We start from the raw sequence: 25,126 nt of genomic DNA, 5'->3' as shown, positions 1-25,126 counted from the left end.
TCACCGGCCGGACCGTTCCCGCGCCGGCTCAGCCGGTGACGTCGAGGTGGGCGGGCACCGGGGTCGGTTTCGGTGCCTTGCCGCCCGCCTGCGGCTTGTCCCCGGCCGGTTTGGGGGGCGTGCTCGGCTCGGGGCCGCCGGCGCCGGCCTTGGCGCAGGTGGCCGAGGCGATGTCGAGGGACTGGGCCTTGCCGAGCAGTTTCGCCGACACCGCGGTCACGGTGAGGGTGCCGTCGTCGTTCTTGGCCTGCTTGTTCACCACCAGTTCCAGCAGCGGGGCGAGCGGCACGGTGGTGTTCGGCGGCACCTGGCCCAGTTCGACCGCCTTGCCGCCGACCTTCAGGTTCGCGATCGACACCGAGCCCTTGCCCTCGCGGCATTCGGCCTTGACCACCTCGGCGCTCAGCCCGGGCAGGGCCGCCGCGCCGGGGAGCGCGCCGAGGTCGAGGGCGAGGCCGGCGACGCTGGACTTGGCGTGCGAAGGCTTCACCTCGGCGTTGAGCGCCTTCGCGCTGACCAGCGACGGACCGGAATCCGGCAGCGCCACCGAGGCGATCGACTCCTGACCGGGCCCGGCGATCGACGGCGTGCGGGGGATCTTGGCCAGTCCGGACGCGGCGATCGCGTACGCGGACTCGGCCTGGGTGGCCGAGGCGGGCGAGGCGGTGAGGGCCAGTCCGGCCGCCACCGCGCAGGCGAGCACGCCGGTAGTGCGTGGGGACAAGGGAAGAACCTCCAGGTTGGACGCAGGTTGAACGCTGTGGGGAACGAACGCTGTGGGGAACGAACGCTGTGGGGAACGAACGCTGTGGACCTCAGGAGATGAGCACGACGGTGCCGAGCGGCAGTTCCACGAGGCGGTCGAGCGCCTCGCGGGTGACCCGCAGGCACCCGTCGCTGGTGGCCTTGCCGACGAAGCTGTCGTCCGGCCAGGTGTGCAGCCCGACCGTGCCGGGGCCGCCGCCGAAGGTTTCGTGGGAATCGGAATGGCTGCTCAGCGGCAACACGATCGGGCTGTAGGTGTTCACGCTCTCCGCGATGGAAGCGAGGATGAACGCCCGGCCGGTGGGGGTGGGGTGTTCGGGTTTCCCGATGCCGATGCTCCAGGAACCGGTCGGCTTGCCGGATTCGAGGATTTCCAGCCGGAATTCGGCGAGGTCGACATCGACCTGGAAATCGTTCTGCGCCGATTCGACGTTTTCCGGGGTGGCGTGCAGCCAGCCGGTGGCGCCGTTGGGGCGGGTGGGCAGCAGCACCTGCGCCCAGTCGCCCTGCCGGGCGAGCACCGGCACCCAGGTCGGCGAGCCCACCTGGGTCACCGGAAGCCGGGCGATCGGTTCCGCGCCGGGTGCGCGGTAGATCACCGCGTCGGCCTTGGGGTGCAGCACTTCGCCGCCGGTGGGGATGGTGGGGGACGGGTCGGCGGGCGCGGTGGCGAGTTCGCCGAAGGTGGTGGCCTCGGGCAGTGCGGCGAGCACTTCGGGGGAGGGCGGTGGCGGGACCGCAGGGGCGGCGGCCCCGCCACCGTCGGCACTGCCGCAGCCCGAGAGCGGCAGCACCAGCACCAGTGCGGCGAACGCGAAAACCGCACGAAGACGCGCTCGGCCGCAGGTGGTCGGCAATTCGGTCATCAGGGTCTGTCCTTGCGCAGAGTCATCCGCATCGGGGTGGCGGATCCGGGACGGCCATTGCTAACACCGGCACCCGGTACCGATCAATGGCCGCCGATTTTCGGGCAACCGCTCCGGCCTGCGGTTTACCGGCGTTTTCCCAGGTCGTCGAATTCATCCTTTCGGGGCGGAATTCCTATTTCCGTAACGTGCCGGGAAACACACTCTGAGTGTCGGCCCGTGCGTCCATTCCGGAGAGCACACGGAAATTGCCCGGCGGGTCCGATCACGCGGAGTGGCCGCCGGTCGGCCGCCCCCGGGCGGGCGGGTGCCACCGAAGTGCTACGGTCATCTAGTGTCTTAGTTGAGTAGAACAATCTGGAGGTGGCCGTGATCGAGTTCCGGGTGGACCGGGCGCTCGGCCTCCCCGCGTACCTGCAGCTGGTCCGGCAGGTCAGGGAGGCGCTGCGGCTCGGCTGGCTGCGGCCGGGGGACCGCTTGCCGACGGTGCGGGACGTGGTCGCCAGCAGTGGCGTCAACGCCAACACCGTGCTCAAGGCGTATCGCGAACTGGAGCACGCGGGGCTGGTCGAAGCCCGTCAGGGGTCGGGGACCTTCGTCCGCGCCTCGCTCGGTTCGGTCGACGCCGCGGTGATGGCGGGCCTGCGCGACCGCCTCACCGAATGGGTGACAGCGGCCCGCGCGGCCGGTTTGGAGGACGAGGACGTGGACGCGTTGATGCGAGCGGTGCTCGCGGGCGAGACGAACCGAGTGGAGGGCGCATGACCGCCGTGGTGGACCGGCCGGGTACCGCGATCAGCGTGGACCGGCTGGCGAAGAGCTTCCGCGGCCCGTTGCCGCGGCGAGGGGTGAACGAGGCGCTGCGGAGCTGCTCGTTCAACCTGCCCGCGGGCGAGGTGGCCGCGCTCGTCGGCGCGAACGGGGCGGGCAAGACGACGCTGCTCACCGTGCTCGCCGGCCTGCTGGCCGGGGACGACGGAGAGGTGGCGGTCGCGGGCCGGATCGCGTTCGTCGCCCAGGACAAACCGGTGTACCGGCACCTGACCGCGCTGGACATGCTCGGCGTCGGCGCCCGGCTGAACCTGGTCTGGGACCAGGACAAGGCGCGGGGCTGGCTCGACCGCTTCCGGGTGCCGCTGGACCGGCCCGGCGGCAGGTTGTCCGGCGGGCAGCGCACGCAGGTCGCCTTCGCGGTGGCACTGGGTTCGCGCCCGGACGTGCTGCTGCTCGACGAGCCGCTGGCCGAGCTCGACCCGCTGGTCCGCCGCGAGGTGATGGCCGACCTGCTGGTCGAAGCCCAGGAAACCGGGATGACCGTGGTGCTGTCCACGCACGTGGTCGGCGAGCTCAGCGGGGTGGCCGATCACCTGCTGCTGCTCGACCACGGGCAGCTGGTGCTGGCAGGCGAGCTCGACGACCTGCTCGCCGGGCACGTCCGCTGCACCGGGCCGCGGGCGGAGGCGCCACCGGTGGCCGGGACCGTGATCGAGGCCAACCACCAGGAACGGCAGTCGAGCTTCCTGGTCGAACTGCCCGCCGGCGGGGTGCCGCGCGGGATCGCCGAGCCGTGGACCTCGCGGCCGGTCAACGTCGAAGAACTGGTGCTGGCGCGACTGGCGCGGCGAGGGGAACGGGGATGAGCGTGATCATCGAAAGCGCCGCGCCGCGGACGCGGAGCCGAATCGGCTGGCCGGACCTGCTCTGGGTGACCTGGCGGCAGCACCGCGCGCTGCTGCTCACCTCGATCCTGCTGACCCTGGCGGGGATCGCGCTGGCCCTGTCGATGACCGGGCTGCTCGCGTCCAGGCAGGATCCGGTGGTCTCCCTCCTCGGCTTCGACGCGCTGACCACACCGGCGCGGTGGGTGCTGCTGGCCGAGCAGGGGTTCGGCGTGTTCATCGCGGTGTTCTGGGCGGCACCCCTGGTTTCCGCGGAGTACGAGCGGCGGACGAACCTGCTCGCGTGGAGCCAGGACGTGTCCCCGGTGCGCTGGCTCACCGGCAAGGTCGCGCTGTTGCTGCCGATGGCGCTGGTGCTGGCCGGTGCGGTCGGGTTCGCCGGGAAGGTGGTGGCCGACTACTACCACCACGACGACAGTTTCCGGCAGTTCGACGCGGCGGTCTTCGAGGCCTCGCCACTGCTCCAGGTGGGTTTCGCGGGGTTCGGCTTCGCGCTCGGGCTGGCGTTGAGCGCGATCACCCGCCGCACGGTGCTGTCCATGGCGCTGACACTGGGGATCTTCGCGGTGGTCCGGTTCGCGTTGATCCCGGCTCGCCCGTACTACCTGACGCCCGAGCGCGTGTTCCAGCCGATCGGCCAGTCCGGCCGGCCGGTCGCCGAGCACGACATCTCGCTCGACGCGGGTTACCAGAACGCCGGCGGGACGCAGGTCGAGTTCCCGCCCGCGTGCCAGAACCTGATCTCCGGCGTCGGCGTTCCGGGCGGGCGTGAGGAGTGCCTGCGGGGACAGGGGATCGTGGGTGTCTTCTACGACTACCAGCCGGCCGGCCGGATACCGGTGTTCCAGCTCATCGAGTTCGGCGTCTTCGCCGCGCTGGCGGCGTCGCTGTTCGTGGTGACCTGGCGGGTGATCCGGCGGGCGGCCCGGGGTTAGCACTGCGGCCCGGCGGCGGGCGTGGTTTGGTGAGCGCATGTCGTCTTCCGACCAGCGGGAGCTGGAACGCGCGCTCGGCATGCCGGTCACCGCCTGCCCCCGGGCCGGGGAGTTCCACAACCTGCACTACCGCGCCGACGGGATCTTCATCAAGGTCCTCGACAATCCGGAGTGCCACCGGCACGCCGTCCAGGCCGCGCCGCTCGCCGAGGAACTGGTGCGGCGCACCCCGCGGCTGCTCGGGCACGGCGAGCTGGGCCCGGACCGCTGGTGGCTGTCCTACGAGTGGATCGACCTGGCCCCGTTCGAACCGACCCCGGCGGCGGTCGAGACGGCGGGGGAGATGCTCGGCCACCTGCACCGGGCGACAGCGGGCATGGGATCGGACGACCGGCTGGACCGCCTGGAGCTGCGCACCGAGATCGAGCACCGGCTGGCCGTGCTGGACCGGATCGACGGCGAGGCCGCCGACCGGGTGCGGAAGGTGCGCGACCGGTTCGACGGCGTCGAGCTGACCGGGGAACCGGTGCTGCTGCACGGAGACGTGCACTGGAAGAACTTCGGTGTGGACGCCGACGGCCGGATCTGGTGGTTCGACTGGGAGGACGCCGGTTACGGCCACCCGCTGCTCGACTTCGGTGAGCTGACGGACTTCCCGCTGTCCGAACCGGCCGTCCGCGACTCCTTCCTGCGCGGGTACCACCGGCACGCCGAGCCGGTGTACCCGTGGCCGGAGGCGATGTCGCTGGTCCGCCTGCACACCGCGACCGGTGTGCTGGTCTACGCGCTCGCGCGGGACCTGCCGAAGTTCGCGCAGCAGGGCTACGCGCTCCTGGAGGCCCTGGAGGCGTCCGCGGGGGCATGAAGGTTCTCTCATCTGCCGCTCACCAGGCCGTCATGCGAGGTCAGGACGGTGGAACGGGTGAGAACCGAGCTGAGCCTGCTCACCGGGGAACCGGCGGGTGAACTGCTGACCGCGGTGGTCGGCCAGGCGGGCGGGACCCTGCTGGACTGGGCCGCCACGCAGGTCGACCACCAGCCGCGTGGCCGGACCACCGTCGGCTACACCGCCCGCGTGCGGTGGGGCGACGGAACCGAGACCGGCGAGACCTTCGGCGCGTGTTCCGGGCCGCTGCCCGAGGGCGTGGTCCGGTTGAGCGACGGGGTCACCGACATCGGCGTCTGGCGGTTCCCGTTCGATCCGGAACTGCCCGCGTTGCGCACCGCCTTCGACCCCGTGGGCATGCGGCGCCTGGTCGAGAACGCCGGACTCCGCTGCGATGGCGAGGTCCACCTGCGCGTGCGGTCGTACCGGCCACGGCGTCGTGCGGTGATCGAGGTGACCACGCCCGACCGGCGGCGCGTGTTCGTGAAGGTGGTGCGGCCATCCCGGGCCCGTGACCTGCACGAACGCCACCGTCTGGCGGCCTCGGCCGCGGTTCCGCAGTCACTGGGCTGGACCGACGGCGGACTGGTGCTGCTGGCCGGGCTGTCCGGCCGGACGCTGCGCCAGGAACTGCTTTCAGAGGACGTGGTGACCCTGGACGCCGAGAGTGTGGTGTCGGCATTGGACAGTCTTCCGCCGGAACTGGCGACAGGGCCCCGACGCCGCACCTGGGGGCAGAAAGCCGGTCACTACGCCGAAGTGATCGCCGCCGCGGCACCGGAATTCGCCGGACGGGCCAGGGCGGTGGCTCGCGCGGTCGGTCACGACCGTCCACAGGGGCCGGACGTGCCGGTGCACGGTGACCTGTACGAGAACCAGTTGATGGTGCGCGACGGCCGGGTGACCGGCCTGCTCGACATCGACGGGGCCGGGCGCGGCGAACGGCTCGACGACGCCGGTTGCCTGCTCGGTCACCTCGCCGTGCTGGCCCAGCTCCGGCCACTCCGTGAAAAGTCCATTTTGGACGTGGGTGCGACTCTGGAGGAACGGTTCACCGCGGACCTCGACCCCGAGGTGCTGGCTCTGCGTGCGGCGGCGGTGGTGTTGTCGCTGGCCACCGGACCGCACCGCGTGCAGGAACCCGACTGGCGGCACCAGACCGGGCGGCGCCTCGCGCTCGCCGAACGGCTCCTGGATGAAAAGTCCTTCACCCGCAATGGGGTGGCCATTTCATCTTCGGCCTGAAAACTGGATCTTGTCAGCGAGGAAAGGAAGTCAGAGATGAACAAGCGACCGTGGCTCATCGCCGGAGCGACCATCGCGCTCGCCGGGTTCGGCACGGCGGTGGCCACCGCCGACGGCGGCCCGACGCTCAACGACCCGCAGCAAGCACCCGTGGTGCAGCAGGTCGACGCGCCCCCGGCGCCCCCGGCGGCGGTGGACCAGTCGCCGGAATCCGCCGACTCGCCCGCGGCTTCGCCGGTCGACTCGGCCGATTCCGCCGCGGACTCGCCGGACGACGCGGCTCCGGCGCAGCCGGGCGCGGCCGACCAGGGCGACGACACCGCGAACACGGCCGACAGCCCCCACTGATCCGGGATCAACCCCAGTGCGCGGGCCGGGCCAGGGACGGCGGCAGCTTCGTGCTGCCGTCGCCCTTGGCGGCGTCCAACTGGGACTGGATGAGAAAGATGCTCTCGGTGAGATCGGCGCCACGCACGTCCGCGTCACGGAAGTCGGCGCCGATCACGTCCGCCAGCCGCAGGTCCGCACTCCGCAGATCGGCGGCGATCAGGTAGGCGCCGCGAAGGTTCGCGCCCGTGAGGTTCGCGTTCTTCAGCCTGGCGCCGATGAGATCCGCGCCACGGTGGTTCTTCTTCTTGCCCTTCACCGAAGCGCGGGCGAGTTCGCTGGCCCGCAGCAGCAACGCGTTCGCTTCTCCGCGCAGGCCGTCGACATCCATCTCCCGCAGTTCGGCCGGATCTTCCTTGGTGCGCAGGTCGATCCGCTCGCGGAGCTCGCTCAATCCTTTGTGGACCGAATGTGCCTGGGGCAGGTCGAGCGCTTCGGTCAGGTAGTACAGCAGTTCGTGCAGGTGCCGCATGACCGGGAAGACCTCGAACATCAGCTTCGCGGTCTCCGGTGCCCGGCGCCAGTCTCGGCCGCCGAAGGTGATCTGCGAGACCTTCTGCCCGGCACCGAAGCAGTCGTAGACCGTGCACCCGGGCATGCCGCGCGGGCGCAGTTCGGTGTGGACGCCGCAGCGGAAGTCTTCGCGCAGGTTCACGCACGCCCGGCCGGCGGGCTTGTCCATGGCGAAATCGGCGGATTTCGCGAAGGCCGGTGCCACGCAGCACAGGGCGAAGCAGCGCGCGCAGTCGGCACGCAGGCTGCCGCGGTCGAGATCGGGCAAAACAGGCTCCAGCTTCCGGGGACGTCCCGCCGAGTTTACCCGCTGAGCGTGACGAAGATCCGGGTGCAGCGGTCGACCACCTGCTCCTCGGTGAAGTCCAGGTCGCCGTCCAGCCACGCGGTCAGGGTCTGGTTCAGGCCGCCGACCAGGAATTCGGTGTCCAGCGCCAGTGTCGCGTCCTTGCTGGCGCCGTAGAACTCGCGCACCTGCGCACCGAGCAGGCCGGCGAACATGCGTGCCGACGCCGCCCGCCGTTCGGCGAGCACCGGCAGGTTGAGCTTCGGGGAGAACAGCAGGCGGCCCCGGCGGGGATCCTCCGCGACCAGCCGCACGATGTTGGCCAGCCCCGCCCGCACCTTGGGGTGGGCCTCGGCGGGGGCGGCCTGGACCGCCGCGAGCGTGGTCTCGGCGATCTCGCCGACGACGTGGTCGAACACCGCCGCGGCCAGCGCGTCCCGGTCGGCGAAGCTCTCGTAGAAGTACCTGGCCGCGAGCCCGGCGGCCTTGCAGGCGCCGCGCACGGTGAGCGCCCCTTCGGTGCCGAGCAGGTCGAGCCCCGCCGCGACGAACTGCGCGCGGCGTTCGGCCCGGCGGTCGCCACCGGCCACCCCGCCGTAGACGCGCAAGGACGAACTCTCCATGGCCCCCATCTTGACAGGTTCCGGCGCCAGGCGGTCTGATATCTGCGAACGGACGTGAGCAGAATTGGAGCCGATCATGCCCGAACTGGCGGACGCCGTGCTCGGTGCGGGCCTGATGGCGGGCACCGCGAACGTGATCATGCAGCTCGGCAGGCCCGGCGTCGGCTACGGCGTGGCCGAGAGCCGGGTGCACAGCGGGAACGTGTTTAAGCACCCGGTCAAGCGCACCCGGACCACGCTGACCTACCTCGCCGTGGCCACGCTCGGCACCGACGAGGAACGGCGTGCCTACCGGCGCGGGGTGAACCGGTCGCACGCGCAGGTGCGGTCCACCGAATCGAGCCCGGTGCGGTACAACGCCTTCGACGAAGACCTGCAGCTGTGGGTGGCGGCCTGCCTGTACAAGGGCTTCGAGGACACGTACACGGTGTTCGGCGGGCCGCTGGACGACGAGGCCGCCGACGAGCTGTACCGCGGTGCCGCCACCTTCGGCACCACGCTCCAGGTGCGGCAGGAGAGCTGGCCCGCCGACCGGGCCGCGTTCACCGAATACTGGGAAAAGTCCCTCGACCGGGTAGACATCGACGACCGGATCCGCGCCTACCTGACCGACCTGGTCGAACTGCGCTTCCTGCCCCGGTTCGCGCGCGTGTTCGCGCCGTACCACCGGTTCGTCACCACGGGCTTCCTCCCGCGGCGCTTCCGCGAGGAGATGCGGTTGCCGTGGACCGCCCGCGACCAGCGCCGGTTCGACGCGCTGATGCGCGCGTTCGCCGTGGTGGTCCGCTTTTCACCGGAACCGCTGCGCCGGTTCCCGTACAACCTCTGCCTCTGGGACCTCCGCCGTCGCCTCGCCGCCGGCCGTCCGCTCGTCTGATCAACCCCGAAAGGTGCCCGATGACCGACCAGGAAGACTTCGTCCAGGCGATCGGTGAGTTCTGCCGCCGCGAGGTGGACCGCAAGCAGGGCCCGCACAGCGACGAGCTGTACGGCAAGCTCGCCGATCTCGGCTGGCTCGGCCTGTCGTTGCCGGAGGAGTACGGCGGGAGCGGCCGCGGCATGTCCGACCTGGTGCTCTTCCTGGAGGAAACCGCGTTCTGGCGAGCCCCGATCGGCGGGTTCGCCACCACGATCATCGCCGCCGCCGCGTACGAGAAGTTCGGCTCGGAACAGCAGAAGCGGGAGATCCTGCCCGCGGTCGTGGGCGGCTCGGTGCTGGCGATCTCGATGTCCGAGCCGGAGGCCGGTTCCGACGTCGGCGCGCTGAGCTGCCGGGCCGAGCGCCGCGGGGACAGCTGGGTGATCAACGGCCAGAAGACCTGGTGCTCGAACGCGCACTACGCCGACCACATCCTGCTGGTCGCCCGCACCTCGCCTGGGCAGGGCAAGCACGAGGGCATGACCATGTTCTCCGTGCCCGCCGGCATCGACGGACTGGCCGTGCACGGCATCGACACCATGGGCGGCAAGGAGGTCAACGACCTCTACTTCACCGACTGCGTACTGCCCGCCGACGCCGTGGTCGGGCGCGTGGACCACGGCTGGCGCCAGTTGATGACCGGGCTGAACCTGGAGCGGATGATCCTGGCCGCGGTGATGCTCGGGACCGCTCGGCGGGCGTTCGAGGACGCGCTGAACTACGTGCGCGAACGCCGTCAGTTCGGCAAGCCGATCGGCAGCTTCCAGGCGCTGCGGCACCGGCTCGCCGACCACGCCACGGAACTGGAGTGCACGCGGCTGCTGGTGCACGACGTGGCGCGCAAGATCGAGGAGAACCCGGACACCAGCCTGCCGCGTGAGGCGTCCATGGCCAAGCTGAAGGCCACCGAATTCGCCAAGGCGATGGCGCTGGACGGCATGCAGATGCTCGGCGGGTACGGCTACGCCACCGAATACGGCATGGAGGCGCTGCTGCGGTCGGCGGTCGTGTCCACTGTGTACGGCGGCACCAGCGAGATCCAGCGCGACATCATCGGCAAGACCTACGGGCTGTGAGCGCGCGCCGGTGTAGCCTGCGCTGTTGTGGAAGACGAGGTCGCGGCCGGGCTGGTCCTCGATGCCGCCGAAGAACTGTTCTACGGGCGCGGGATCCAGGCGGTCGGCATGGACGCCGTGCGGTCGCGGTCCGGGGTGTCGCTGAAACGGCTGTACCGGTTGTTCGCGTCGAAGGACGATCTGGTCGAGGCCTACCTGACCCGGCGGGACGAGCGCTGGCACGCGCGGCTTTCGGCTTTCGTGTCCGCGGTTCCCGAGGTGGATCGCCCGCTCGCGGTGTTCGACTGGCTGGCGGTCTGGTTCGCCGAACCTGATTTCCGCGGGTGTGCGTTCGTCAATTCCTATGGGGAGCTCGGCACGACTTCGGCGCGGATCGCGGAAATCTCGCGGCAGCACAAGCGGCGTTTCCGGGCCTATGTGGAGGGAGTCGTGGCCTCGGCGGGTGGCTCAGCCGCGTTGGCCGCGCAACTGGTGCTGCTGGCCGAGGGCGCGATGGTGGTGGCCGGGATGGACCCGGGCCCCGAGCCCGCCGCCGATGCGCGGCGGGCCGCGGAGACGCTCTTGCTCTTGCGCTGAGAACCTGCGTTCTCCTAGGGTTGTTTCCCGTGGAGAACGTGCGTTCTCCGGATCGCTGGAGGAGTCATGGCCGATCGCCCGCCGCTGCCGCCGTTCACCCTGGAGTCGGCGATCCACAAGGTCCGGCTGGCGGAGGACGCCTGGAACACCCGCGACCCGGAGAAGGTCGCGCTCGCCTACACCACCGACACCCGCTGGCGGAACCGTGCCGAATTCGCCAACGGCCGCGCCGAAGTCGTCGCCCTGCTCCGCCGCAAATGGGCCGTGGAACTCGACTACCGCCTGATCAAGGAACTCTGGGCCTTCGGGGACAACCGCATCGCCGTCCGCTTCGCCTACGAATGCCACGACGACGCCGGCAACTGGACGCGCAACTACGGCAACGAAAACTGGGAGTTCAACGAACACGGCCTCATGCGCACCCGCCACGCCTCCATCAACACCCTCCCCATCCCCGCCTCCGCCCGCAAACTCCACTGGCCCCCCGGCCCCCGCCCCACCACCCACCCCTCCCTAACCACCCTCGCCCTCTAACCCACCCCACACCCGACCCCCACACTCGAGCACCCGACCCCCACCTTCGGACACGCGAGTTCCACACTCGTGCACCCGAGTCCCACGTTCAGGCACGCGAACCCCACGCTCGTGCACCCGAGTCCCACGTTCAGGCACGCGAACCCCACGCTCGTGCACCCGAACCCCACGTTCAGGCACGCGAGTCCCGCACTCGCGCACCCGAATCCCACGCTCGAAGCAGCCGGACTCGCGGCCGCCAACGTGGAACCCACGTCTGCGAGCGCTGAGTTCGGCTGCCCGACGTGGAACTCGAGTGCCTGAACGTGGGGTTCAGCTGCCCGAACGTGGGGTTCAGCTGCCTGGACGTGGGGTTCGGGCGCCTGAATGTGGGGTTCGGCTGCCTGAACGTGGGACTCGGGTGCTTGGACGTGGGGTTGGGTGTTTGGACTGAACTGGGGGATCGAGCTGACGAGGGGCCAAGGAGACCAGTGCTCATGGGGTGAGGTGGGGGAATCGGGGGAATCTCCGGGGTCTCACCGATGCGAACCCGGCGCCGAGGCCGCATGGTGGAGGTATGACAACACCGACGAGGACACTGACCAGGTCGAGGGACAACAAGGTGATCGCCGGCGTCTGTGCGGGGATCGCCCGCAAGATGGGCTGGAAGCCCCGCACCGTGCGGATCCTGTTCGTGGTCTCCTGCGTCCTGCCCGGCCCGCAGTTCCTGATCTACCTCGCCCTCTGGCTGATGATGCCCAAGAGCAACTACTGAGGGTCAGCGGCTCGGCCGGTCACCTGGCGACGGGAGGGGCAGACCCCGCGCCAGGTGCCGGATCCGGCTAGCCGGCCGGCAGGTACTTTGGCGCCCGCCGGACTGGTGCTGCGTCTTCGAAGGCGGCGGCCAGCGAGAGGACGTCGGCGTCCGCCCAGCGGCCGGCGAAGAGGGAGACGCCGATCGGCAGGTCACCGGCGTATCCGGCGGGCACGCTGACGTTCGGGTAACCGGCGACCGCGGCCGGGGTCGACGAGCCCAGTTCGAAGGCGTCACCCTCGCCGTACGCGGTCTTCCACGCTGGGCTGTTGGTGGGCGACACGATGGCGTCGAGATCGTGAGCCGCCAGGGTTTCGTCGATGGACTTGCGTGCCAGCGAGGTCGCCGTCTGGCGTTGTTCGCGGTAGCCGGGATCGTCGGTTCCGGGCGCGGTCAGCGCCTGCTCGAACAGTTCCTGCCCGAACTTGCTCAGCTCCACCGGATCCCGCCGGTTGAACTCGACCAGTTCGGCGATGCTCTGCGGCACACCCGGCCGTGTCCGGAGGTATGCAGGCAGATCACGGGTGAACTCGGTCAGCAGCGCCGCGCCCTCCGCCGCGCCGACCTGGTCCTGGTACGGCAGTTCGACGTCGACCACCTCGGCGCCGCGCGTGCGCAGGACGCCCGCGGCTTCCTCGACGACACGGTCCACATCCGCGTTGACACCGCTCTGCCGCCACAAGCCGATCCGCGCGCCATCAAGCGCGTCCGGGCGCAGCTCGCGCGCGTAGTCGGTGGGCTGGTCGGCCGGGTAGTCGCCGGTGGGCGGATCGGCGGGATCGCGGCCCTGCAACGCGGACAGGGTGATGGCCGTGTCCACCACGTTGCGCGCCATCGGGCCCGCGGTGTCCTGCTCGGCCGAGATCGGCACCACGCCGGTGCGGCTGACCAGTCCCAGCGATGGTTTCGCGCCGACCACGCCGTTCGCCCCCGCCGGGCAGACGATCGAGCCGTCGGTCTCGGTGCCGATCGCCACCTGCGCCAGCGAAGCGGCGACGGCCGCGCCCGACCCCGACGAGGAACCACACGGATTCCGGTCCAGAACATAGGGGTTGTGCGTCTGACCGCTGACGCCGGACCAGCCGGAGGTGGACTTCGTCGACCGGTAGTTGGCCCATTCGGACAGGTTCGCCTTGCCGAGGACCACCGCGCCGGCGGCACGCAGCTTGCGCACGAGCGTGGCGTCCGCGACCGGGGGTTTGCCCCGCAGCGCCCGCGAACCGGCTGTGGTGTCCAGGCCGCGGGTGTCGACGTTGTCCTTCAACAACACGGGAATGCCTTCGAGCGGGCCGCGGGCGTGACCGGTGCGGCGCCGCAGGTCACTGGCAGCGGCTTGCGCGATCGCCGTCGGATCGACCGCCAGCACCGCACGCACCTTGCGGTCCACCGTGGCGATGCGGCCGAGGTACCGGCCGGTGAGCCCGATCGAGCTGAGCTCGCCGCGGTCCATCAGGCGCTGCAACTGCGGGATCGTGCTGCGGTCCAGATCGAGCCCCGGCGTGGCGGCCGCGGGCGCCGGGACCGCGACGCCGACAGCGAGGACGAGGGACAGCGAAACCAGCCGGAGTAAGCGCACACCGCACCCAACCCGCCCGGCCACGCGGGCGTCAAGAGCAGGAGCAACGGAACAGGCCATGAGTGGGGCATTCCTTGGTCGTCCACCGGTCGGAATGCCCCACCCATGGCGGGACGCGAGGGGGCTGCTCGGGGGTGCCCCCTCGCGGGTCAGGGGGCGTCGGTGCCGAGGGTGTAGGCGCCGGAGCCGCTGTAGGCGTGCACCCGCCAGCGGTAGGTGCCCGCGGTGCCGGTGTAGGTCACCGTCTCGCTCGCCTCGGGCGTGGTGCCGCTGGACACCGCGGCCCAGGTGCTGCCGTTCCACTTCTGCAGGTACAGGTCGAAGTCGGTGCCGGACGGGCCGGCCAGGCAGCCGCGGTGGGCACCGGTGACGGTGGTGGTGTACGAGCCGCCGTTGGGCTGGAAGGCGTTGGCACCGCTGGAGAGGTTGCCGTTGTAGGTGTTCTCGGCGTCGTCGCAGTCGCCGCCGGGCGGGTTGCCGCCGCCGTCGGTGACCAGCGTCAGCCCGTAGGTCTGCAGGATCTCGTTGACCGGCTGGAAGTAGGTGGTGCCACCGGAGCTGCAGTTGCCGGAGCCGCCGGAGGTCACGCCCTGCGCCTGGCTGCCGGAGATCGCCGAGCCGCCGGAGTCGCCGGGCTCGGCGCAGGCGTTGGTGCGGATCAGCCCGCTGACCGTGCCCTGCGGGTAGGTGACCGAGGAGTTGCGGGCCTGGATGGTGCCGCAGCGCCAGCCGGTGGTCGAACCGGACCGGCAGATCGACGAGCCCACCGGGGCGTCCTGCGACCCGGCCACCGCGACCCGGCCGCCGGAGTAGTTGTTCACCGCGCCGACCGGGGTGTTGCCCGCGGCGACGCGCACGTGGGCGTAGTCGTTGCCGGGGAAGCTGGAGCCGGCGAACTGGCCGGTCGGCTGGCTGGTGCTCGCGCCGGTGTTGCCGCAGTGCCCGGCGGTGACGAAGCCGTCGGTCACCGAGAAGCCGATCGAGCAGCGGGTGCCGCTGCCGATGTAGTAGGCGTTGCCGCCGACCACGTCGATCAGCGGGCGCGGGGACTCAGCCGAGGCGACCACGGTGACCGCGTCCGCGGGGACACCGCTGTCCGCGACGAACGAGTGCGCGGCACCGAGGGCTTCACCGCGGGAGAGCACGACGATCCGGTTGCTGGAGACGTCCACGTACCACCCGGCCACCGTGCGCGGGCTGGTCGCGCTGCGACTGTCCAACTTGGACTTCAGGGCGTCCAGCTGGGCTTCGGTGCGGCTGACCACCACGGCTTCGGCGCCATCGGCGCGGGCCGTGCGCGCGGCGGCCTCGCCGGTCACCGCGACGACCAGCTTCTCCTTGCCGGGGTCGTACCAGGAGCCACCGTAGCCCTGGGAGAGCTTCTTGCGCAGCAGGCGGTCGGTCTTCGCGGCACGGTCCTCATCGGACAGCCGGGAGGCGGCTTCGGTGGCGCTGATGCCGAGGTCTCGCTGCATCGCGCCGAACAGTTCGTCCGAAGTGCCCGCGACGGCGGCGGTGACCGTCATCGCGGTGAGCACGCTGGTGGCCGCGGCGGCGGCTCCGAGCAGGGCGACCAGGCGTCTGGCCATGCTGGGCTCCTAGCGGTGGAGGGGTGGGGTTAAGCGACGTTAACCTCGCCTTCCACACGGCGGGAGATACCGTTTGCGTCATACCACCGGCGTCGGACCCGGCACGCCGAACTCGGGGTGCTCGCGCAGGAAGGCCGAATACCGCGGGCTGCGCGCGGTCACGTCGCGGTAGGCGGTCCTGGCCAGTTCCAGCAGCCGCCCGGCGAAGGCCGCGGCCGCGCCATCGGGGTGCCAGCCGAGCAGGTTGCGCCACCGCAGGGGGTTGCCGGCGATCGGCACCGCGCGCACGCCCGGCATCCGGCGGAACATCGGCTGGCACAACGCCACCGCGTCCCCGGATTCCACCAGGTCGATGCAGCTGTTCACGTCGGTCTCGTAGAGGGAGCGCGGGGCGAAACCGGCGCGGGCGCAGGCGGCGGCGAAGCAGTCGCCGAAGCAGCCGTCGCCCGGGGTGGCCCCCCAGTTCGCCTCGGCCAGGTCCGCCAGGTCGACGGCCGGGGCGGCGGCGAGCGGGTGGTCCTCGGACAGCAGCACGAACACCGGGTCGGTGGCCAGTGTCCGCCAGACGAGCCCGGGCTGGACCGGGGGAGGGGCGTCCCCGCAGACCCCGGCCAGGGTGAAGTCGAGGCGGCCCTCGGCGACCATCGCGGCGAGTTCGTCGGCCGACCACGAGACGTGCGTGGTGATGCGGAGGCCGGGAAGACTGGAGTTGAGCTGGTGCACCAGCCCGCCGAGCACGTGCCCGTTGGCGGAGCCGAGCCGGAGTCGCGCCGGGGTGTCGCCGGGCTCGGTGGCGTTGGTCAGCCGCGCCGCCTCTTCTTTCAGCGTGGACACCGCGGGCAGCAGCAGCCGGGCGCGGGAGAGGACCAGCTCGCCGAGCGGGGTGGGCCGCACGCCACGGCGGTCGCGGTCGAACAGCGGCCCGCCGAGGGTGCGTTCGATGCGGTGGAGTTGCGCGGTGAGCGCGGGCTGCGCCAGCCCGAGCGCCGAGGCGGCCTTGGTGATGCTCCCGGCTTCGGCGACGGTGCAGATGATCCGGAAATGGCGCAGCTCCAGCTCCATACGCCAACGTTAGGTGCCAGGAGCGGGCCGCGACAGCCCTGGGACTACTGCACTCTGATGGGCGCGGGCTACGTAGGCCGGATGGAGCAACGCCGCACGCCCGCCGTGCCGGAGCGCGACGGGCGTGCGGCGCCGGAGAGTCCTACTTGACCGGTTCCTGCAGGGTGTCGACGCCCGGCACGCCCCGGCCGCGCAGCGAAGCGCCCTTCGTCTCCGGGACGAAGATGAGCGCGATGCCGCCGACCACGCAGGCCGCCATCATGTAGTACGCCGGGAAGATGTTGTCCCCGGTGGCGCCGATCAGCGCATCGTTGACCGCCGGCGCGGTCCCGCCGAACAACGCGGTGGAGACGTTGTAGGCGATGGCGAACCCGGCGTAGCGCACGTGCGTCGGGAACATCGCCGGGAACATCGCCGAAATCGTGCTCAGCTGCGGGACGTAGAGCAGGCCGAGGATGGCGAAGGCCAGGATCGCCGCGCCGAAGCCGGTGCCCATCAGCTTGAACAACGGGATGGCGAGCACGAACAAGCCGATGATCGAGACCCACCACAGCGTCTTGCGGCCGACCCGGTCGGACAGCGCGCCGGAGAACGGCAGCAGCACCATCATCGCCAGCTGGCCGATGATGATCAGCGTCAGCGAGTCGTCCGCGGACAGCTTGATCTGGCCTTCCAGGTAGGTCGGCATGTAGGCCAGCAGGGTGTAGTTCACCACGTTGAGCGTGACCACCAGCCCGACCAGCAGCAACAGCGGCTTCCAGTAGGCACCGAGCTCGCGCAGCTGGGTCGAGGTCTTCTGCGCGGTCTCGCCCTTGCGCTCCAGCTCGCGGAAGACCGGCGTGTCCTCCAGCTTGCTCCGCAGGTAGAGCCCGACCAGCCCGAGCGGCGCGGCGATCAGGAACGGCAGGCGCCAGCCCCAGTCGCCCATCGCCTCGGCGCTGAGCGTCTTCTGGAAGATCAGCACCAGCAGGGCACCGAGGGTGAACCCGGCCAGCGTGCCGAACTCGAGGAAGCTGCCGTACTTGCCGCGCTTCTTGTCGGGGGCGTACTCGGCCATGAAGGTGGCCGCGCCGCCGTACTCGCCGCCGGTGGAGAAGCCCTGGACCATGCGGAGCACGATCAGCAGGATCGGCGCGAAGATGCCGAGCGTGGCGTACCCGGGCAGGAGGCCGACGCAGAAGGTGGCGCCCGCCATCAGCAGGATGGTGGTGGCGAGCACGCGCTGGCGGCCGATGCGGTCGCCCAGCGGGCCCCACACCAGGCCGCCCAGCGGGCGGACCAGGAACGAGATGGCGAAGACGAGCAGGGCGCCGAGCGTCGAAGCGGCCTTGTCCTCGCTGGGGAAGAAGGCGTCGGCGATGTAACTCGCCGTGTAGGCGTAGACACCGTAGTCGAACCACTCCGTGGCGTTGCCGATCGCGGAGGCGGCGATCGCCTTCCGGAGCGTTTTCTTATCCGGTTCCACCCCCGGGCCGGCGGTCCCGTCGTGCTGGCTGACCATGAATGATCCTCCGAAATCTGGAAAGCAGTGCAGCTGGTCGTTCGGCCCCCGATACCGGTCGAACGCTGTTCATGGCCGTTCACCGCGCCCTCGCGTGTGTGGTACGGCTCGTCGATTCAAGCACCTCACCAGCGATTTCGCTGGCCGATCTTCCTCCCCGTCCCCTCGTGCCTATGGCGTCGGGGAAGGACCCTGGCCAAACGAGGGGTTCTTGTCAAGTTCACGCGCCGATAATCCGCTTTGCACCGTGCGGAATTCCGGCAGTCCGCTCCGGACTGTCCACAATGGAATTCCAGGTGAAGTACTGCGGCGCAACGAAAATCACGCGGTGCGCTAACGTGGCGGTGACAATCGGCACGGGAGGGTTCATGACGCAGGTGTTCGACATCGGCCCGGCGGTCCGGCGGCTGAAAGCGCTGGTGAGCGGGGTGCGGGAGGAGCAGCTCGGGGCCCCGACCCCGTGCACCGGTTATGCGATCGAAACACTGCTCGACCACATCCACGGTCTTTCACGGGGATTCCAGGCCGCCGCGCGCAAGGACCTCGGGCCGCTGACCGCGGCCCCGCCGGAGCCGCGGGCGGGCGCGCTGGGGGACGACTGGCGCACCCGGATCCCCGCCGAGCTGGACGCGCTCGCCGAAGCCTGGCGGGCGCCCGGAGCGTGGGACGGGATGACCGCGGTGGGCGGGGTGGAACTGCCGGGCGCGGTCGCGGGCCAGGTCGCGCTGAACGAACTGCTCGTGCACGGCTGGGACCTGGCGAAGGCGACCGGGCAGCCGTTCGAGGCCGATCCCGGGGAGATCGAGGTGGCCACCGGCTTCGTCCGCATGATCGCGCCACCGGATCAGCCGCGTGATCCCGGTCTCTTCGGCCCGGTGGTGGAAGTGCCCGAAGACGCGAGCGCGCTGGAACAATTGCTCGGCTTGAGCGGGCGCGATCCGTCGTGGCGGGTGCCTGCCTGACCATTCGCGAGCTGGGCGGCGGCGAAAGCGAGTTTGTCCGGGTTGAGCACGTTCCGGATCTCGCTGAGCCGTCCCCCGGTGAATTCCGGCACCATGACCGCGGTCAGCGCACCCGACTCGAACAGCAGCAGCGCGGGTTCCCCGTTGATCGGTGCCACGGTGAATTCGGCGCCCGCCATGCGCGGGTGGCGGGCCAGCCCGAGCAGGAAGCGCAGCACCTTGGCGCGGCCGGTGATCGGGCGGCGCGCGGCGCTGGCCTTGCCGCCGCCGTCGGACCAGGCGACCACGTCCTCGGTGAGCAACCGCTCCAGTGCGGGCAGGTCACCCTGGTGCATGGCCGCCAGGAAGCGCTCCACGATCTCCTTGCGCGCCGGGACGTCGAACCGCTTGCGCGGCTCGCCGACGTGTTCGCGCGCACGCCGGTAGAGCTGTCGCGCGTTCGCTTCGGAGACGCCGAGGATGCCGGCGATCTCGCGGTGGCTGTAGTCGAAGCCCTCGCGGAGCACGAAGGCCGCCCGTTCGGCCGGGGTGAGCCGCTCCAGCAGCACCAGCACGCCGAACCGGAGTGAGTCGCGCTGTTCGGTTGTTTCCCACGGCCCCGGCCCGGTGACCACCGGCTCGGGCAGCCAGGGGCCGGGGTAGTGCTCGCGGCGGGCGCGGGCCGAGGTGAGCCGGGTGAGGCAGAGGTTGGTGACCACCCGGGTCAGCCAGGCCGCCGGGGTGTCCACCGGCCCGGCCTTCTCCCAGCGGAGATAGGCCTCCTGCACCACGTCCTCGGCCTCGGCGGCCTCGCCGAGCATCCGGTAGGCCAAGGAGAACAGGCGGGGCCGGGCGGCCTCGAACTGCTCCAGCGATCCAGCGGTCACGCCGCCAGCTTGCCAGGTTTCCGGCCCGGTGAACCGGCACCGTTACGACACCCGGGGTGGGTCAATCACCAATCGTCCGCACCCGAAGGATGGTTCAGTAACCCAGCGTGACCGGGTGAGCGGGTCCACAGGGTGGGATGGAGCGCTCAAATAGCCGCTATCGGTGCCCTGGGGCTTGCCGTAGCGTCCTCCGTCAGGTGTACACCGTCGCTTTTCCCGGCCCTTTCCTTCCCTGCCTTGGAGGCCGTTCGTGAGTCGACGTTCCCTGCGCACAATCCTGGCCCTGGTCGGTTCCGCCGCAGCCGCGGTCGCCGTCGCCAGCCCAGCTTCCGCCACTCAAGTGTCCATTTTGGATTCATCGGCCGAGCCCGCCGCGCTGGCCGCGGCCCAGGAGTCGCTGAGCCAGCGGCTCGGCGCGGCCTACGCGAGCTCCTGGATCGACAGCACCACCGGCAAGTTCGTCGTCGGCACCACCGACGCCGCGCGCACCGCCGAGATCCGCTCGGCAGGCGCGGTGCCGAAGGTGGTCGAGAACAGCGCGGCGAAGCTCGCCGATGTGCAATCCACATTGGACAGCAGAGCGAACTCCGTGCCGGACTCGGTGACCGGCTGGTACGTGGACGTGACCACCAACGAAGTGGTGGTTTCGGTCCTGCACAACGACGCCGCCGGTGTCGCGTGGGCCAACGCGGCCGGTTCGGCGGTCCGGGTGGAGCCGACCACCCAGGCCAACCACCCGAAGTGGAACCTGATCGGCGGCCAGGCCATCTACTTCGGCGGCGGCCGCTGCTCGATCGGCTTCAACGCGCGCAACTCCTCGGGTACCCGGTACATCATCACCGCCGGGCACTGCACGGAGATCGGCGGCAACGTCACCGGCACCGGTGGCGCGATCGGCCCGGTGGCCGGTAGTTCCTTCCCCGGCAACGACTACGGCCGCATCCAGGTGACCAGCTCGGCCGCCGTGTCCACCCCGCTGGTGGACCGCTGGTCCAGCGGGTCGGACGTGACCGTGGCCGGTTCCGCGGTCAGCCCGGTGGGCAGCCGCATCTGCCGCTCGGGCTCGACCACCGGCTGGCGCTGCGGCACCGTGGGCGCGTTCAACCAGACCGTCAACTACGGCGGCGGTGACATCGTCTACGGCCTGACCCGCACCAGCGCCTGCGCCGAGCCGGGCGACTCCGGCGGCTCCGTGGTCAGCGACCCCGGTTCCGGCACCCGCGTGCAGGCTCAGGGCATGACCTCGGGCGGTTCGGGCAACTGCTCGTCCGGCGGCACGACGTTCTTCCAGCCGGTCAACGAGGCGCTCAGCGCCTACGGCCTGACCCTCTACACCGGCTGACCTGTTCTCGCGCCGGCTGAACACGAATGTGGCTTTCGGGGCGGATTCCGCTCCGAAAGCCACATTCGTGTCCCCGGCAACCTCCGGATCCAGTGGGGCTTCAGAGCCTGCGCAGGCCGTCCAGGACGCGGTACATCAGGTCCAGGTCGGGGCGGCCGTTGTCGGCGATGGCGGTGGCGTGCACGGTGACCCGGCCCGCTTCGGCCAGGTCGCCGATCAGGACCTGTGCCACGCCGAGGGGAACGGAGAGCTGCGCGGCGATTTCGGCCACCGAGCGCGGCTGCAGGCAGATCGAGAGCACCCGCGCGGACTCGGGGGTGGTGAACCCCGTCCGCCTCGGGTCCGCGGCGATCAGCGTTTCGATGGCCAGCTTCCGCCTGCTCCGGGTGCGCCCGCCGGTGAGGACGTACGGCCGCACCCGGACCCCGTCGTCCACCGGCAGTGGCGGTTCCGGTGGCAATGGCGGTTCCGGCGGAGGTGGCGGTGGCGGAGGCGGTGGTGGTGGCGGCGGGGGTTCGGGCTCCGGCTCTGGCTCTGGCTCTGGCTCGCCGTACTTCTCCAGCGCGCTCGCGGACGGGAAGCGTGCGCCCGAGCGGCCGACCCGGTCCTGGCGGTGGCGTCGTTTCCTGCCGTCGCGGCCGGTGCTCGCGCTGTCGTCACCGTCGTCCAGCTTCGCCCGTTGCCGTGCCGTCGGGAAGCGCGCGCCGGACAGGCCGACCGCCGGTTCGTCCGGGATCCGCTCGGGTTCACCCATTGCTCGTTCGACCGCCTAGTACGCCTGCGGATTTCGCGACAGTTTCGAAGGCGACCCATACTACTGCCGGAATCCGCCGTGTCACCCGCCCTTCGGGGGAATCAGCCGCCCCGGTGCAGCGTGGCGTAATTGCGATCTCGGGTGGATGTTTCCGGGGTGTTTTCGATTTGATCGAGCCCGGTAACACGGCCGAAACAAGGACGCACGGGATTTCAGTTGCCGGGCCGCACCAGGCCGCTTTCGTAGGCGGAGACCACGGCGTGCACGCGATCCCGCTGGCCGCTCCGCTGCGGAAACGCTACGGCCGCGGTCCGGTCACCGTGGTGCGGGACTCGGCCGAAGCATTGGAGTCCTATGTGGACGAACCGGTGGACGTGGTGATCTCCGGCCTGCCGTGGGCGGTGATGACGGCCGCCCAGCAGGGGCGCATCCTCGACGAGGTCACCGCGGTGCTGTCGCCGGACGGCCGGTTCACCACCTTCGCCTACGGCTACACCGCGTGGACCCCGCCCGCCAGTTCGCCGCGTCGCTGCGGAAACGGTTCGCCGTGGTCACGCGGGGACCACTGGTGTGGCCGAACCTGCCACCCGCCTTCGTGCACCGGGCGGCATCGCCGCTGGCACCGGCCGGGGAGGTCCGGTGTGGACGGTCTGCTGCGCTCGCTTCTTGACCTCCCACCGCCGCTGATCTACCTGGTGTGCGGGCTGCTGATCACCGCGGAGACCGCGCTGCTTCCCGGGATCGTGCTGCCGACGCTGTCCACGCTGCTGCTGATGGGCGGGCTCGCCGAGCAGGGCACGCTGAACCTGCCACTCGCGCTGGCCGTGGCGGTGACCGCGGCCGTGCTCGGGGATCAACTGGCGTACCTGGAAGGACGCCGCTGGGGGCCGCGGCTGCGGTCTTCGCGCTTCGGCAGGCGAGTCGGCGACGCGCGCTGGAACCGGGCGGAGTCGTTCAACGCGCGGTACGGCCTGCCGGGTGTGATCGCCGGGCGCTTCCTGGCCGGGGTGCGCACCGTGGTGCCGCGCGTGGCCGGTTCCACGGCGATGCCGTACCGGCGGTTCTCGGCCGGGAGCGCGTGCGCGGCAGTGGTGTGGGCAGGCGCGGAAATCCTCGCGGGCCACGCCGCCGCATCCCTGACCTAGTAGCGTGTCGCTGCTTAGTGTTGGTGGGTGTGGCTGGGAGGCTGTTGTCCGGCGGGTCCTGCATCCCGCCGGACGAGGATGGCTGTGGTGTCGGAGATGAAGCGGCCGGTCACATTGACCGCGCGGGATCGTGAAGAGCTGCGTCGACTGACCGTCACGGGTGTGCATCCGGCGTCGGCGATCAGGCGGGCTCGGGTGCTGCTCGCGTTGGACACTTCGGTGGGCGAGCCTGATCCGAAGGAGGTGATCGCGGCCCGGCTCGAGGTCTCGGGCGAGATGCTGCGGCTGGTCGCGAAGCGGTTCGCTGAGACCGGCGGTGATGTCCACGCCACGATCTCGCGCAGGAAACGGGACCTTCCGCCGGTGCCGTCTCCGGTGACCGGTGAGGTCGAGGCCCGGCTGATCGCGCTGGCGTGCTCGCAGCCGCCGGCCGGGCATGCCCGGTGGTCGTTGCGGCTGCTGGAAAAACACGTCGAACTCACCGAGGACATCCCGAACCTGGACCACTCGACCATCGGCCGGGTCCTAAAAAAACGGAACTGCGCCCTCATCTGAGAAAGTGCTGGAACATCCCGCCACGGGCAAACGCGGAGTTCGCGGCCCGCATGGAAGACGTGCTGGCCGTCTATGCCCGGCCGCACAACCCCGCCCGCCCGGTCGTGTGCATGGACGAGAAGCCCTTCCAGCTACTCGGCCAGGTCCGCGACCCGTCACCGGCCCGGCCGGGCCGCGATGCCCGTGAGGACAGCGAATATGTCCGGTGCGGCACCTGTTCGATCTTCGTGTGGACCGAGCCCCTGCAAGGGTGGCGCCGTGTCTGCGCCCTGGCCCAGCGAACCAAAATCGACTGGGCCAGGCAAGTCAAACAACTCCTGACCGTGGACTACCCCGACGCCGAGACCGTGGTGCTGGTCATGGACAACCTCGGGCACCCACAGCATCGCCTCGCTCTACGAGGCCTTCGAACCCGACGAGGCCTTCGCCCTGGCCCAGCGCCTGCAGATCCACCACACCCCCAAACACGGATCCTGGCTCAACATCGCCGAGATCGAACTCTCCGCACTCAGTCGCCAGTGCCTCGACCGCCGCATCAGCGACATCGACACCCTCAACACCGAACTCGCCGCCTGGCAACACGCCATCAACGCCGAGCAACGCCAAATCCGCTGGCAGTTCACCACCGACAACGCACGCGTCAAACTCCGCCACCTCTACCCCACGAGTTAGCCGCGACACTCTACTAGGCGCGCTGAACTGGGACTTTTGGTGCCTCGTGCGTGAGTCCGAAGAGTTCCGGGGGCGGGGGCGGGCAGCGTGGGGTCCATCGAAGCCGATCGACGGACAAGGACAGCGAACATGACGAAGAACCCCACCCCGATCACCTTCATCGGCCTCGGCCCGATGGGCCAGGCGATGGTGCGGGTGCTGCTCGAGGGCGGGCACCCGGTCACCGTGTGGAACCGCACGGCGAGCCGGGCCGACGGCGTGGTGGCGGCCGGGGCGAGCCGCGCCGACAGCGCCGCGAGCGCGGTCGCCGAGAACGAACTGGTGATCCTCAGCCTCACCGACTACGAGGCGATGTACGACATCCTCGGCCCGGTGGGCGACGCGCTGCGGGGCCGCGTGGTGGTCAACCTCAGCTCCGACACGCCCAGCCGCACCCGCGAGGCGGCGGACTGGCTGGCCGGACGCGGGGCCGAACTGATCGCCGGTGGCGTGATGGTGCCCGCCGAGTGGGTCGGGCAGGACGGCTCCTACGTCTTCTACAGCGGACCGGAGGCGGTGTTCGAGCGGTTCCGCGAGCCGCTCGCGCTGATCGGCCGCACCGACTACCTGGGTGCCGACCACGCCCTGGCCCAGCTGTTCTACCAGGCCCAGCTGGACATCTTCCTCACCTCGCTCTCGGCCTACCTGCACGCGAACGCGCTGCTGGAGGCCCACGGCGTGACCGCGGAGAAGTTCTGGCCCTACGCCGAAAGCAACCTGAACACCATCGCGCCGATGATGGCCGAGGCGCCGAAGCAACTCGACACCGGCGACCACCCCGGCGACCAGGCCAACGCGCTGATGATGAAGGCCACCGCCGACCACATCGTGCAGGCCAGCTACGAGGCCGGGATCGACACCGGGCTGCCGCGGGCGGTGAAGGACCAGTACGACCGGGCCATCGCGGCCGGGGACGGCGACAAGAGCTGGACCAGCCTGTTCGAGCAGCTGCGCCGGCGCCGCTGAGCCGGTGATACTGG

27 protein-coding genes and 1 pseudogene are annotated in these 25,126 nt (G+C 70.6%); 18 read left to right on the top strand and 10 right to left on the bottom strand.

Annotation, left to right across the window (positions count from 1 at the left end):
- Nucleotides 1-28 precede the first annotated feature (28 nt).
- The gene (locus L3Q67_RS38085) at nt 29-724 is read right to left on the bottom strand and encodes a choice-of-anchor P family protein (protein WP_499186255.1); all 696 of its coding nucleotides are present in this window, start codon (nt 722-724) and stop codon (nt 29-31) included.
- Nucleotides 725-815: 91 nt separating this feature from the next.
- The gene (locus tag L3Q67_RS38080) at nt 816-1,631 is read right to left on the bottom strand and encodes a L,D-transpeptidase family protein (RefSeq protein WP_499186254.1); all 816 of its coding nucleotides are present in this window, start codon (nt 1,629-1,631) and stop codon (nt 816-818) included.
- A gap of 369 nt (nt 1,632-2,000) precedes the next feature.
- On the opposite strand from L3Q67_RS38080, the gene L3Q67_RS38075 reads away from it, so the two are divergent.
- Genes L3Q67_RS38075 through L3Q67_RS38050 form a run of 6 tightly spaced genes read left to right on the top strand, consistent with a single transcriptional unit; the run spans nt 2,001 to nt 6,724 of the window.
- Nucleotides 2,001-2,396: a GntR family transcriptional regulator gene (locus L3Q67_RS38075; protein ID WP_499191744.1), complete on the top strand. Its 396-nt coding sequence runs from the start codon at nt 2,001-2,003 to the stop codon at nt 2,394-2,396.
- Nucleotides 2,393-3,271, top strand: coding sequence for an ABC transporter ATP-binding protein (locus tag L3Q67_RS38070; RefSeq protein WP_499186253.1), 879 nt, complete (start codon nt 2,393-2,395; stop codon nt 3,269-3,271). Before L3Q67_RS38075 ends, L3Q67_RS38070 begins: the two co-directional genes overlap by 4 nt.
- On the top strand, nt 3,268-4,245 hold the full coding sequence (locus L3Q67_RS38065) for an ABC-2 transporter permease (protein ID WP_499186252.1): 978 nt from the start codon (nt 3,268-3,270) through the stop codon (nt 4,243-4,245). The genes L3Q67_RS38070 and L3Q67_RS38065 overlap by 4 nt, the downstream gene beginning before the upstream one ends.
- 37 nt (nt 4,246-4,282) lie before the next feature.
- Nucleotides 4,283-5,110 (top strand): phosphotransferase family protein, encoded by an 828-nt coding sequence (locus L3Q67_RS38060; protein ID WP_499186251.1) that lies wholly within the window; start codon nt 4,283-4,285, stop codon nt 5,108-5,110.
- A 48-nt stretch (nt 5,111-5,158) separates the two neighbouring features.
- Nucleotides 5,159-6,376 carry a phosphotransferase family protein gene (locus L3Q67_RS38055; RefSeq protein ID WP_499186250.1) on the top strand — a complete coding sequence of 406 codons (1,218 nt, stop codon included), beginning with the start codon at nt 5,159-5,161 and terminating at the stop codon, nt 6,374-6,376.
- A gap of 36 nt (nt 6,377-6,412) precedes the next feature.
- Nucleotides 6,413-6,724 carry a hypothetical protein gene (locus L3Q67_RS38050; RefSeq protein ID WP_499186249.1) on the top strand — a complete coding sequence of 104 codons (312 nt, stop codon included), beginning with the start codon at nt 6,413-6,415 and terminating at the stop codon, nt 6,722-6,724.
- Nucleotides 6,725-6,731: 7 nt separating this feature from the next.
- Here L3Q67_RS38050 and L3Q67_RS38045 read toward each other — a convergent pair whose 3' ends face one another.
- Nucleotides 6,732-7,544, bottom strand: coding sequence for a pentapeptide repeat-containing protein (locus L3Q67_RS38045; RefSeq protein WP_499186248.1), 813 nt, complete (start codon nt 7,542-7,544; stop codon nt 6,732-6,734).
- Between the two features lie 35 nt (nt 7,545-7,579).
- Entirely contained in the window at nt 7,580-8,185 is a 606-nt protein-coding gene (locus tag L3Q67_RS38040; protein WP_499186247.1) for a TetR/AcrR family transcriptional regulator, read from the bottom strand.
- Between the two features lie 76 nt (nt 8,186-8,261).
- Between L3Q67_RS38040 and L3Q67_RS38035 the strand changes: the two genes are divergently transcribed.
- From L3Q67_RS38035 to L3Q67_RS38015, 5 genes are all read left to right on the top strand, one after another.
- Nucleotides 8,262-9,062 carry an oxygenase MpaB family protein gene (locus tag L3Q67_RS38035; RefSeq protein WP_499186246.1) on the top strand — a complete coding sequence of 267 codons (801 nt, stop codon included), beginning with the start codon at nt 8,262-8,264 and terminating at the stop codon, nt 9,060-9,062.
- A 20-nt stretch (nt 9,063-9,082) separates the two neighbouring features.
- Nucleotides 9,083-10,180 carry an acyl-CoA dehydrogenase family protein gene (locus L3Q67_RS38030; protein ID WP_499186245.1) on the top strand — a complete coding sequence of 366 codons (1,098 nt, stop codon included), beginning with the start codon at nt 9,083-9,085 and terminating at the stop codon, nt 10,178-10,180.
- 27 nt (nt 10,181-10,207) lie between these two features.
- Nucleotides 10,208-10,756, top strand: a complete 549-nt coding sequence (locus tag L3Q67_RS38025) for a TetR/AcrR family transcriptional regulator (protein WP_499186244.1) — start codon at nt 10,208-10,210, stop codon at nt 10,754-10,756.
- Between the two features lie 66 nt (nt 10,757-10,822).
- Nucleotides 10,823-11,290 carry a nuclear transport factor 2 family protein gene (locus tag L3Q67_RS38020; RefSeq protein ID WP_499186243.1) on the top strand — a complete coding sequence of 156 codons (468 nt, stop codon included), beginning with the start codon at nt 10,823-10,825 and terminating at the stop codon, nt 11,288-11,290.
- Between the two features lie 556 nt (nt 11,291-11,846).
- Nucleotides 11,847-12,044: a PspC domain-containing protein gene (locus L3Q67_RS38015; protein ID WP_209666274.1), complete on the top strand. Its 198-nt coding sequence runs from the start codon at nt 11,847-11,849 to the stop codon at nt 12,042-12,044.
- Between the two features lie 67 nt (nt 12,045-12,111).
- Here the strand turns inward: L3Q67_RS38015 and L3Q67_RS38010 are convergent, their stop codons facing one another.
- The 4 genes from L3Q67_RS38010 to L3Q67_RS37995 all read right to left on the bottom strand — a co-directional run bounded on the left by L3Q67_RS38010 (nt 12,112) and on the right by L3Q67_RS37995 (nt 17,811).
- Nucleotides 12,112-13,719: an amidase gene (locus L3Q67_RS38010; RefSeq protein ID WP_499186242.1), complete on the bottom strand. Its 1,608-nt coding sequence runs from the start codon at nt 13,717-13,719 to the stop codon at nt 12,112-12,114.
- Nucleotides 13,720-13,808: 89 nt separating this feature from the next.
- A complete protein-coding gene (locus tag L3Q67_RS38005) occupies nt 13,809-15,248 on the bottom strand; it encodes a S1 family peptidase (RefSeq protein ID WP_499186241.1) in 1,440 nt (479 codons plus the stop codon).
- Nucleotides 15,249-15,326: 78 nt separating this feature from the next.
- Nucleotides 15,327-16,310, bottom strand: coding sequence for a LysR family transcriptional regulator (locus tag L3Q67_RS38000; protein ID WP_499186240.1), 984 nt, complete (start codon nt 16,308-16,310; stop codon nt 15,327-15,329).
- A 142-nt stretch (nt 16,311-16,452) separates the two neighbouring features.
- Nucleotides 16,453-17,811 (bottom strand): MFS transporter, encoded by a 1,359-nt coding sequence (locus tag L3Q67_RS37995; RefSeq protein ID WP_499186239.1) that lies wholly within the window; start codon nt 17,809-17,811, stop codon nt 16,453-16,455.
- 368 nt (nt 17,812-18,179) lie between these two features.
- Between L3Q67_RS37995 and L3Q67_RS37990 the strand changes: the two genes are divergently transcribed.
- Nucleotides 18,180-18,773, top strand: a complete 594-nt coding sequence (locus L3Q67_RS37990; protein WP_499186238.1) for a DinB family protein — start codon at nt 18,180-18,182, stop codon at nt 18,771-18,773.
- On the opposite strand, the gene L3Q67_RS37985 is transcribed toward L3Q67_RS37990, so the two are convergent.
- On the bottom strand, nt 18,656-19,639 hold the full coding sequence (locus L3Q67_RS37985; protein ID WP_499186237.1) for a sigma-70 family RNA polymerase sigma factor family protein: 984 nt from the start codon (nt 19,637-19,639) through the stop codon (nt 18,656-18,658). The two genes, L3Q67_RS37990 and L3Q67_RS37985, sit on opposite strands and share 118 nt — an antisense overlap.
- 250 nt (nt 19,640-19,889) lie before the next feature.
- On the opposite strand from L3Q67_RS37985, the gene L3Q67_RS37980 reads away from it, so the two are divergent.
- Nucleotides 19,890-20,981, top strand: coding sequence for a S1 family peptidase (locus L3Q67_RS37980; protein ID WP_499186236.1), 1,092 nt, complete (start codon nt 19,890-19,892; stop codon nt 20,979-20,981).
- A 100-nt stretch (nt 20,982-21,081) separates the two neighbouring features.
- Here L3Q67_RS37980 and L3Q67_RS37975 read toward each other — a convergent pair whose 3' ends face one another.
- Nucleotides 21,082-21,735, bottom strand: coding sequence for a helix-turn-helix domain-containing protein (locus tag L3Q67_RS37975; RefSeq protein ID WP_499186235.1), 654 nt, complete (start codon nt 21,733-21,735; stop codon nt 21,082-21,084).
- 641 nt (nt 21,736-22,376) lie between these two features.
- Here L3Q67_RS37975 and L3Q67_RS37970 point away from each other — a divergent pair.
- The 5 genes and pseudogenes from L3Q67_RS37970 to L3Q67_RS37950 all read left to right on the top strand — a co-directional run bounded on the left by L3Q67_RS37970 (nt 22,377) and on the right by L3Q67_RS37950 (nt 25,112).
- Nucleotides 22,377-22,880 carry a DedA family protein gene (locus L3Q67_RS37970; protein WP_499191743.1) on the top strand — a complete coding sequence of 168 codons (504 nt, stop codon included), beginning with the start codon at nt 22,377-22,379 and terminating at the stop codon, nt 22,878-22,880.
- A 78-nt stretch (nt 22,881-22,958) separates the two neighbouring features.
- On the top strand, nt 22,959-23,435 hold the full coding sequence (locus L3Q67_RS37965; RefSeq protein ID WP_499186234.1) for a helix-turn-helix domain-containing protein: 477 nt from the start codon (nt 22,959-22,961) through the stop codon (nt 23,433-23,435).
- A 50-nt stretch (nt 23,436-23,485) separates the two neighbouring features.
- Nucleotides 23,486-23,749 (top strand): annotated as a pseudogene (locus L3Q67_RS37960) (hypothetical protein); the annotation flags it as partial.
- A 70-nt stretch (nt 23,750-23,819) separates the two neighbouring features.
- The gene (locus L3Q67_RS37955) at nt 23,820-24,107 is read left to right on the top strand and encodes a transposase (protein ID WP_499191594.1); all 288 of its coding nucleotides are present in this window, start codon (nt 23,820-23,822) and stop codon (nt 24,105-24,107) included.
- Between the two features lie 129 nt (nt 24,108-24,236).
- Nucleotides 24,237-25,112 carry an NAD(P)-dependent oxidoreductase gene (locus L3Q67_RS37950; RefSeq protein ID WP_499186233.1) on the top strand — a complete coding sequence of 292 codons (876 nt, stop codon included), beginning with the start codon at nt 24,237-24,239 and terminating at the stop codon, nt 25,110-25,112.
- Nucleotides 25,113-25,126: the final 14 nt, after the last annotated feature.

Source organism: Saccharothrix sp. AJ9571 (assembly GCF_021725495.1).
In the GTDB taxonomy this organism is placed as follows: domain Bacteria; phylum Actinomycetota; class Actinomycetes; order Mycobacteriales; family Pseudonocardiaceae; genus Amycolatopsis; species Amycolatopsis magusensis.
Note: the sequence above shows the minus strand (reverse complement) of the source record. Positions and strands in the feature narration are given on the sequence as shown.

Coding starts and splice junctions, on each gene's coding strand:
- L3Q67_RS38080 (WP_499186254.1), bottom strand. CDS start 1,631: ATGACCGAATTGCCGACCACCTGCGGCCGAGCGCGTCTTCGTGCGGTT.
- L3Q67_RS38070 (WP_499186253.1), top strand. CDS start 2,393: ATGACCGCCGTGGTGGACCGGCCGGGTACCGCGATCAGCGTGGACCGG.
- L3Q67_RS38065 (WP_499186252.1), top strand. CDS start 3,268: ATGAGCGTGATCATCGAAAGCGCCGCGCCGCGGACGCGGAGCCGAATC.
- L3Q67_RS38060 (WP_499186251.1), top strand. CDS start 4,283: ATGTCGTCTTCCGACCAGCGGGAGCTGGAACGCGCGCTCGGCATGCCG.
- L3Q67_RS38050 (WP_499186249.1), top strand. CDS start 6,413: ATGAACAAGCGACCGTGGCTCATCGCCGGAGCGACCATCGCGCTCGCC.
- L3Q67_RS38040 (WP_499186247.1), bottom strand. CDS start 8,185: ATGGAGAGTTCGTCCTTGCGCGTCTACGGCGGGGTGGCCGGTGGCGAC.
- L3Q67_RS38035 (WP_499186246.1), top strand. CDS start 8,262: ATGCCCGAACTGGCGGACGCCGTGCTCGGTGCGGGCCTGATGGCGGGC.
- L3Q67_RS38030 (WP_499186245.1), top strand. CDS start 9,083: ATGACCGACCAGGAAGACTTCGTCCAGGCGATCGGTGAGTTCTGCCGC.
- L3Q67_RS38020 (WP_499186243.1), top strand. CDS start 10,823: ATGGCCGATCGCCCGCCGCTGCCGCCGTTCACCCTGGAGTCGGCGATC.
- L3Q67_RS38015 (WP_209666274.1), top strand. CDS start 11,847: ATGACAACACCGACGAGGACACTGACCAGGTCGAGGGACAACAAGGTG.
- L3Q67_RS38010 (WP_499186242.1), bottom strand. CDS start 13,719: ATGGCCTGTTCCGTTGCTCCTGCTCTTGACGCCCGCGTGGCCGGGCGG.
- L3Q67_RS38005 (WP_499186241.1), bottom strand. CDS start 15,248: ATGGCCAGACGCCTGGTCGCCCTGCTCGGAGCCGCCGCCGCGGCCACC.
- L3Q67_RS38000 (WP_499186240.1), bottom strand. CDS start 16,310: ATGGAGCTGGAGCTGCGCCATTTCCGGATCATCTGCACCGTCGCCGAA.
- L3Q67_RS37995 (WP_499186239.1), bottom strand. CDS start 17,811: ATGGTCAGCCAGCACGACGGGACCGCCGGCCCGGGGGTGGAACCGGAT.
- L3Q67_RS37990 (WP_499186238.1), top strand. CDS start 18,180: ATGACGCAGGTGTTCGACATCGGCCCGGCGGTCCGGCGGCTGAAAGCG.
- L3Q67_RS37975 (WP_499186235.1), bottom strand. CDS start 21,735: ATGGGTGAACCCGAGCGGATCCCGGACGAACCGGCGGTCGGCCTGTCC.
- L3Q67_RS37965 (WP_499186234.1), top strand. CDS start 22,959: ATGGCTGTGGTGTCGGAGATGAAGCGGCCGGTCACATTGACCGCGCGG.
- L3Q67_RS37950 (WP_499186233.1), top strand. CDS start 24,237: ATGACGAAGAACCCCACCCCGATCACCTTCATCGGCCTCGGCCCGATG.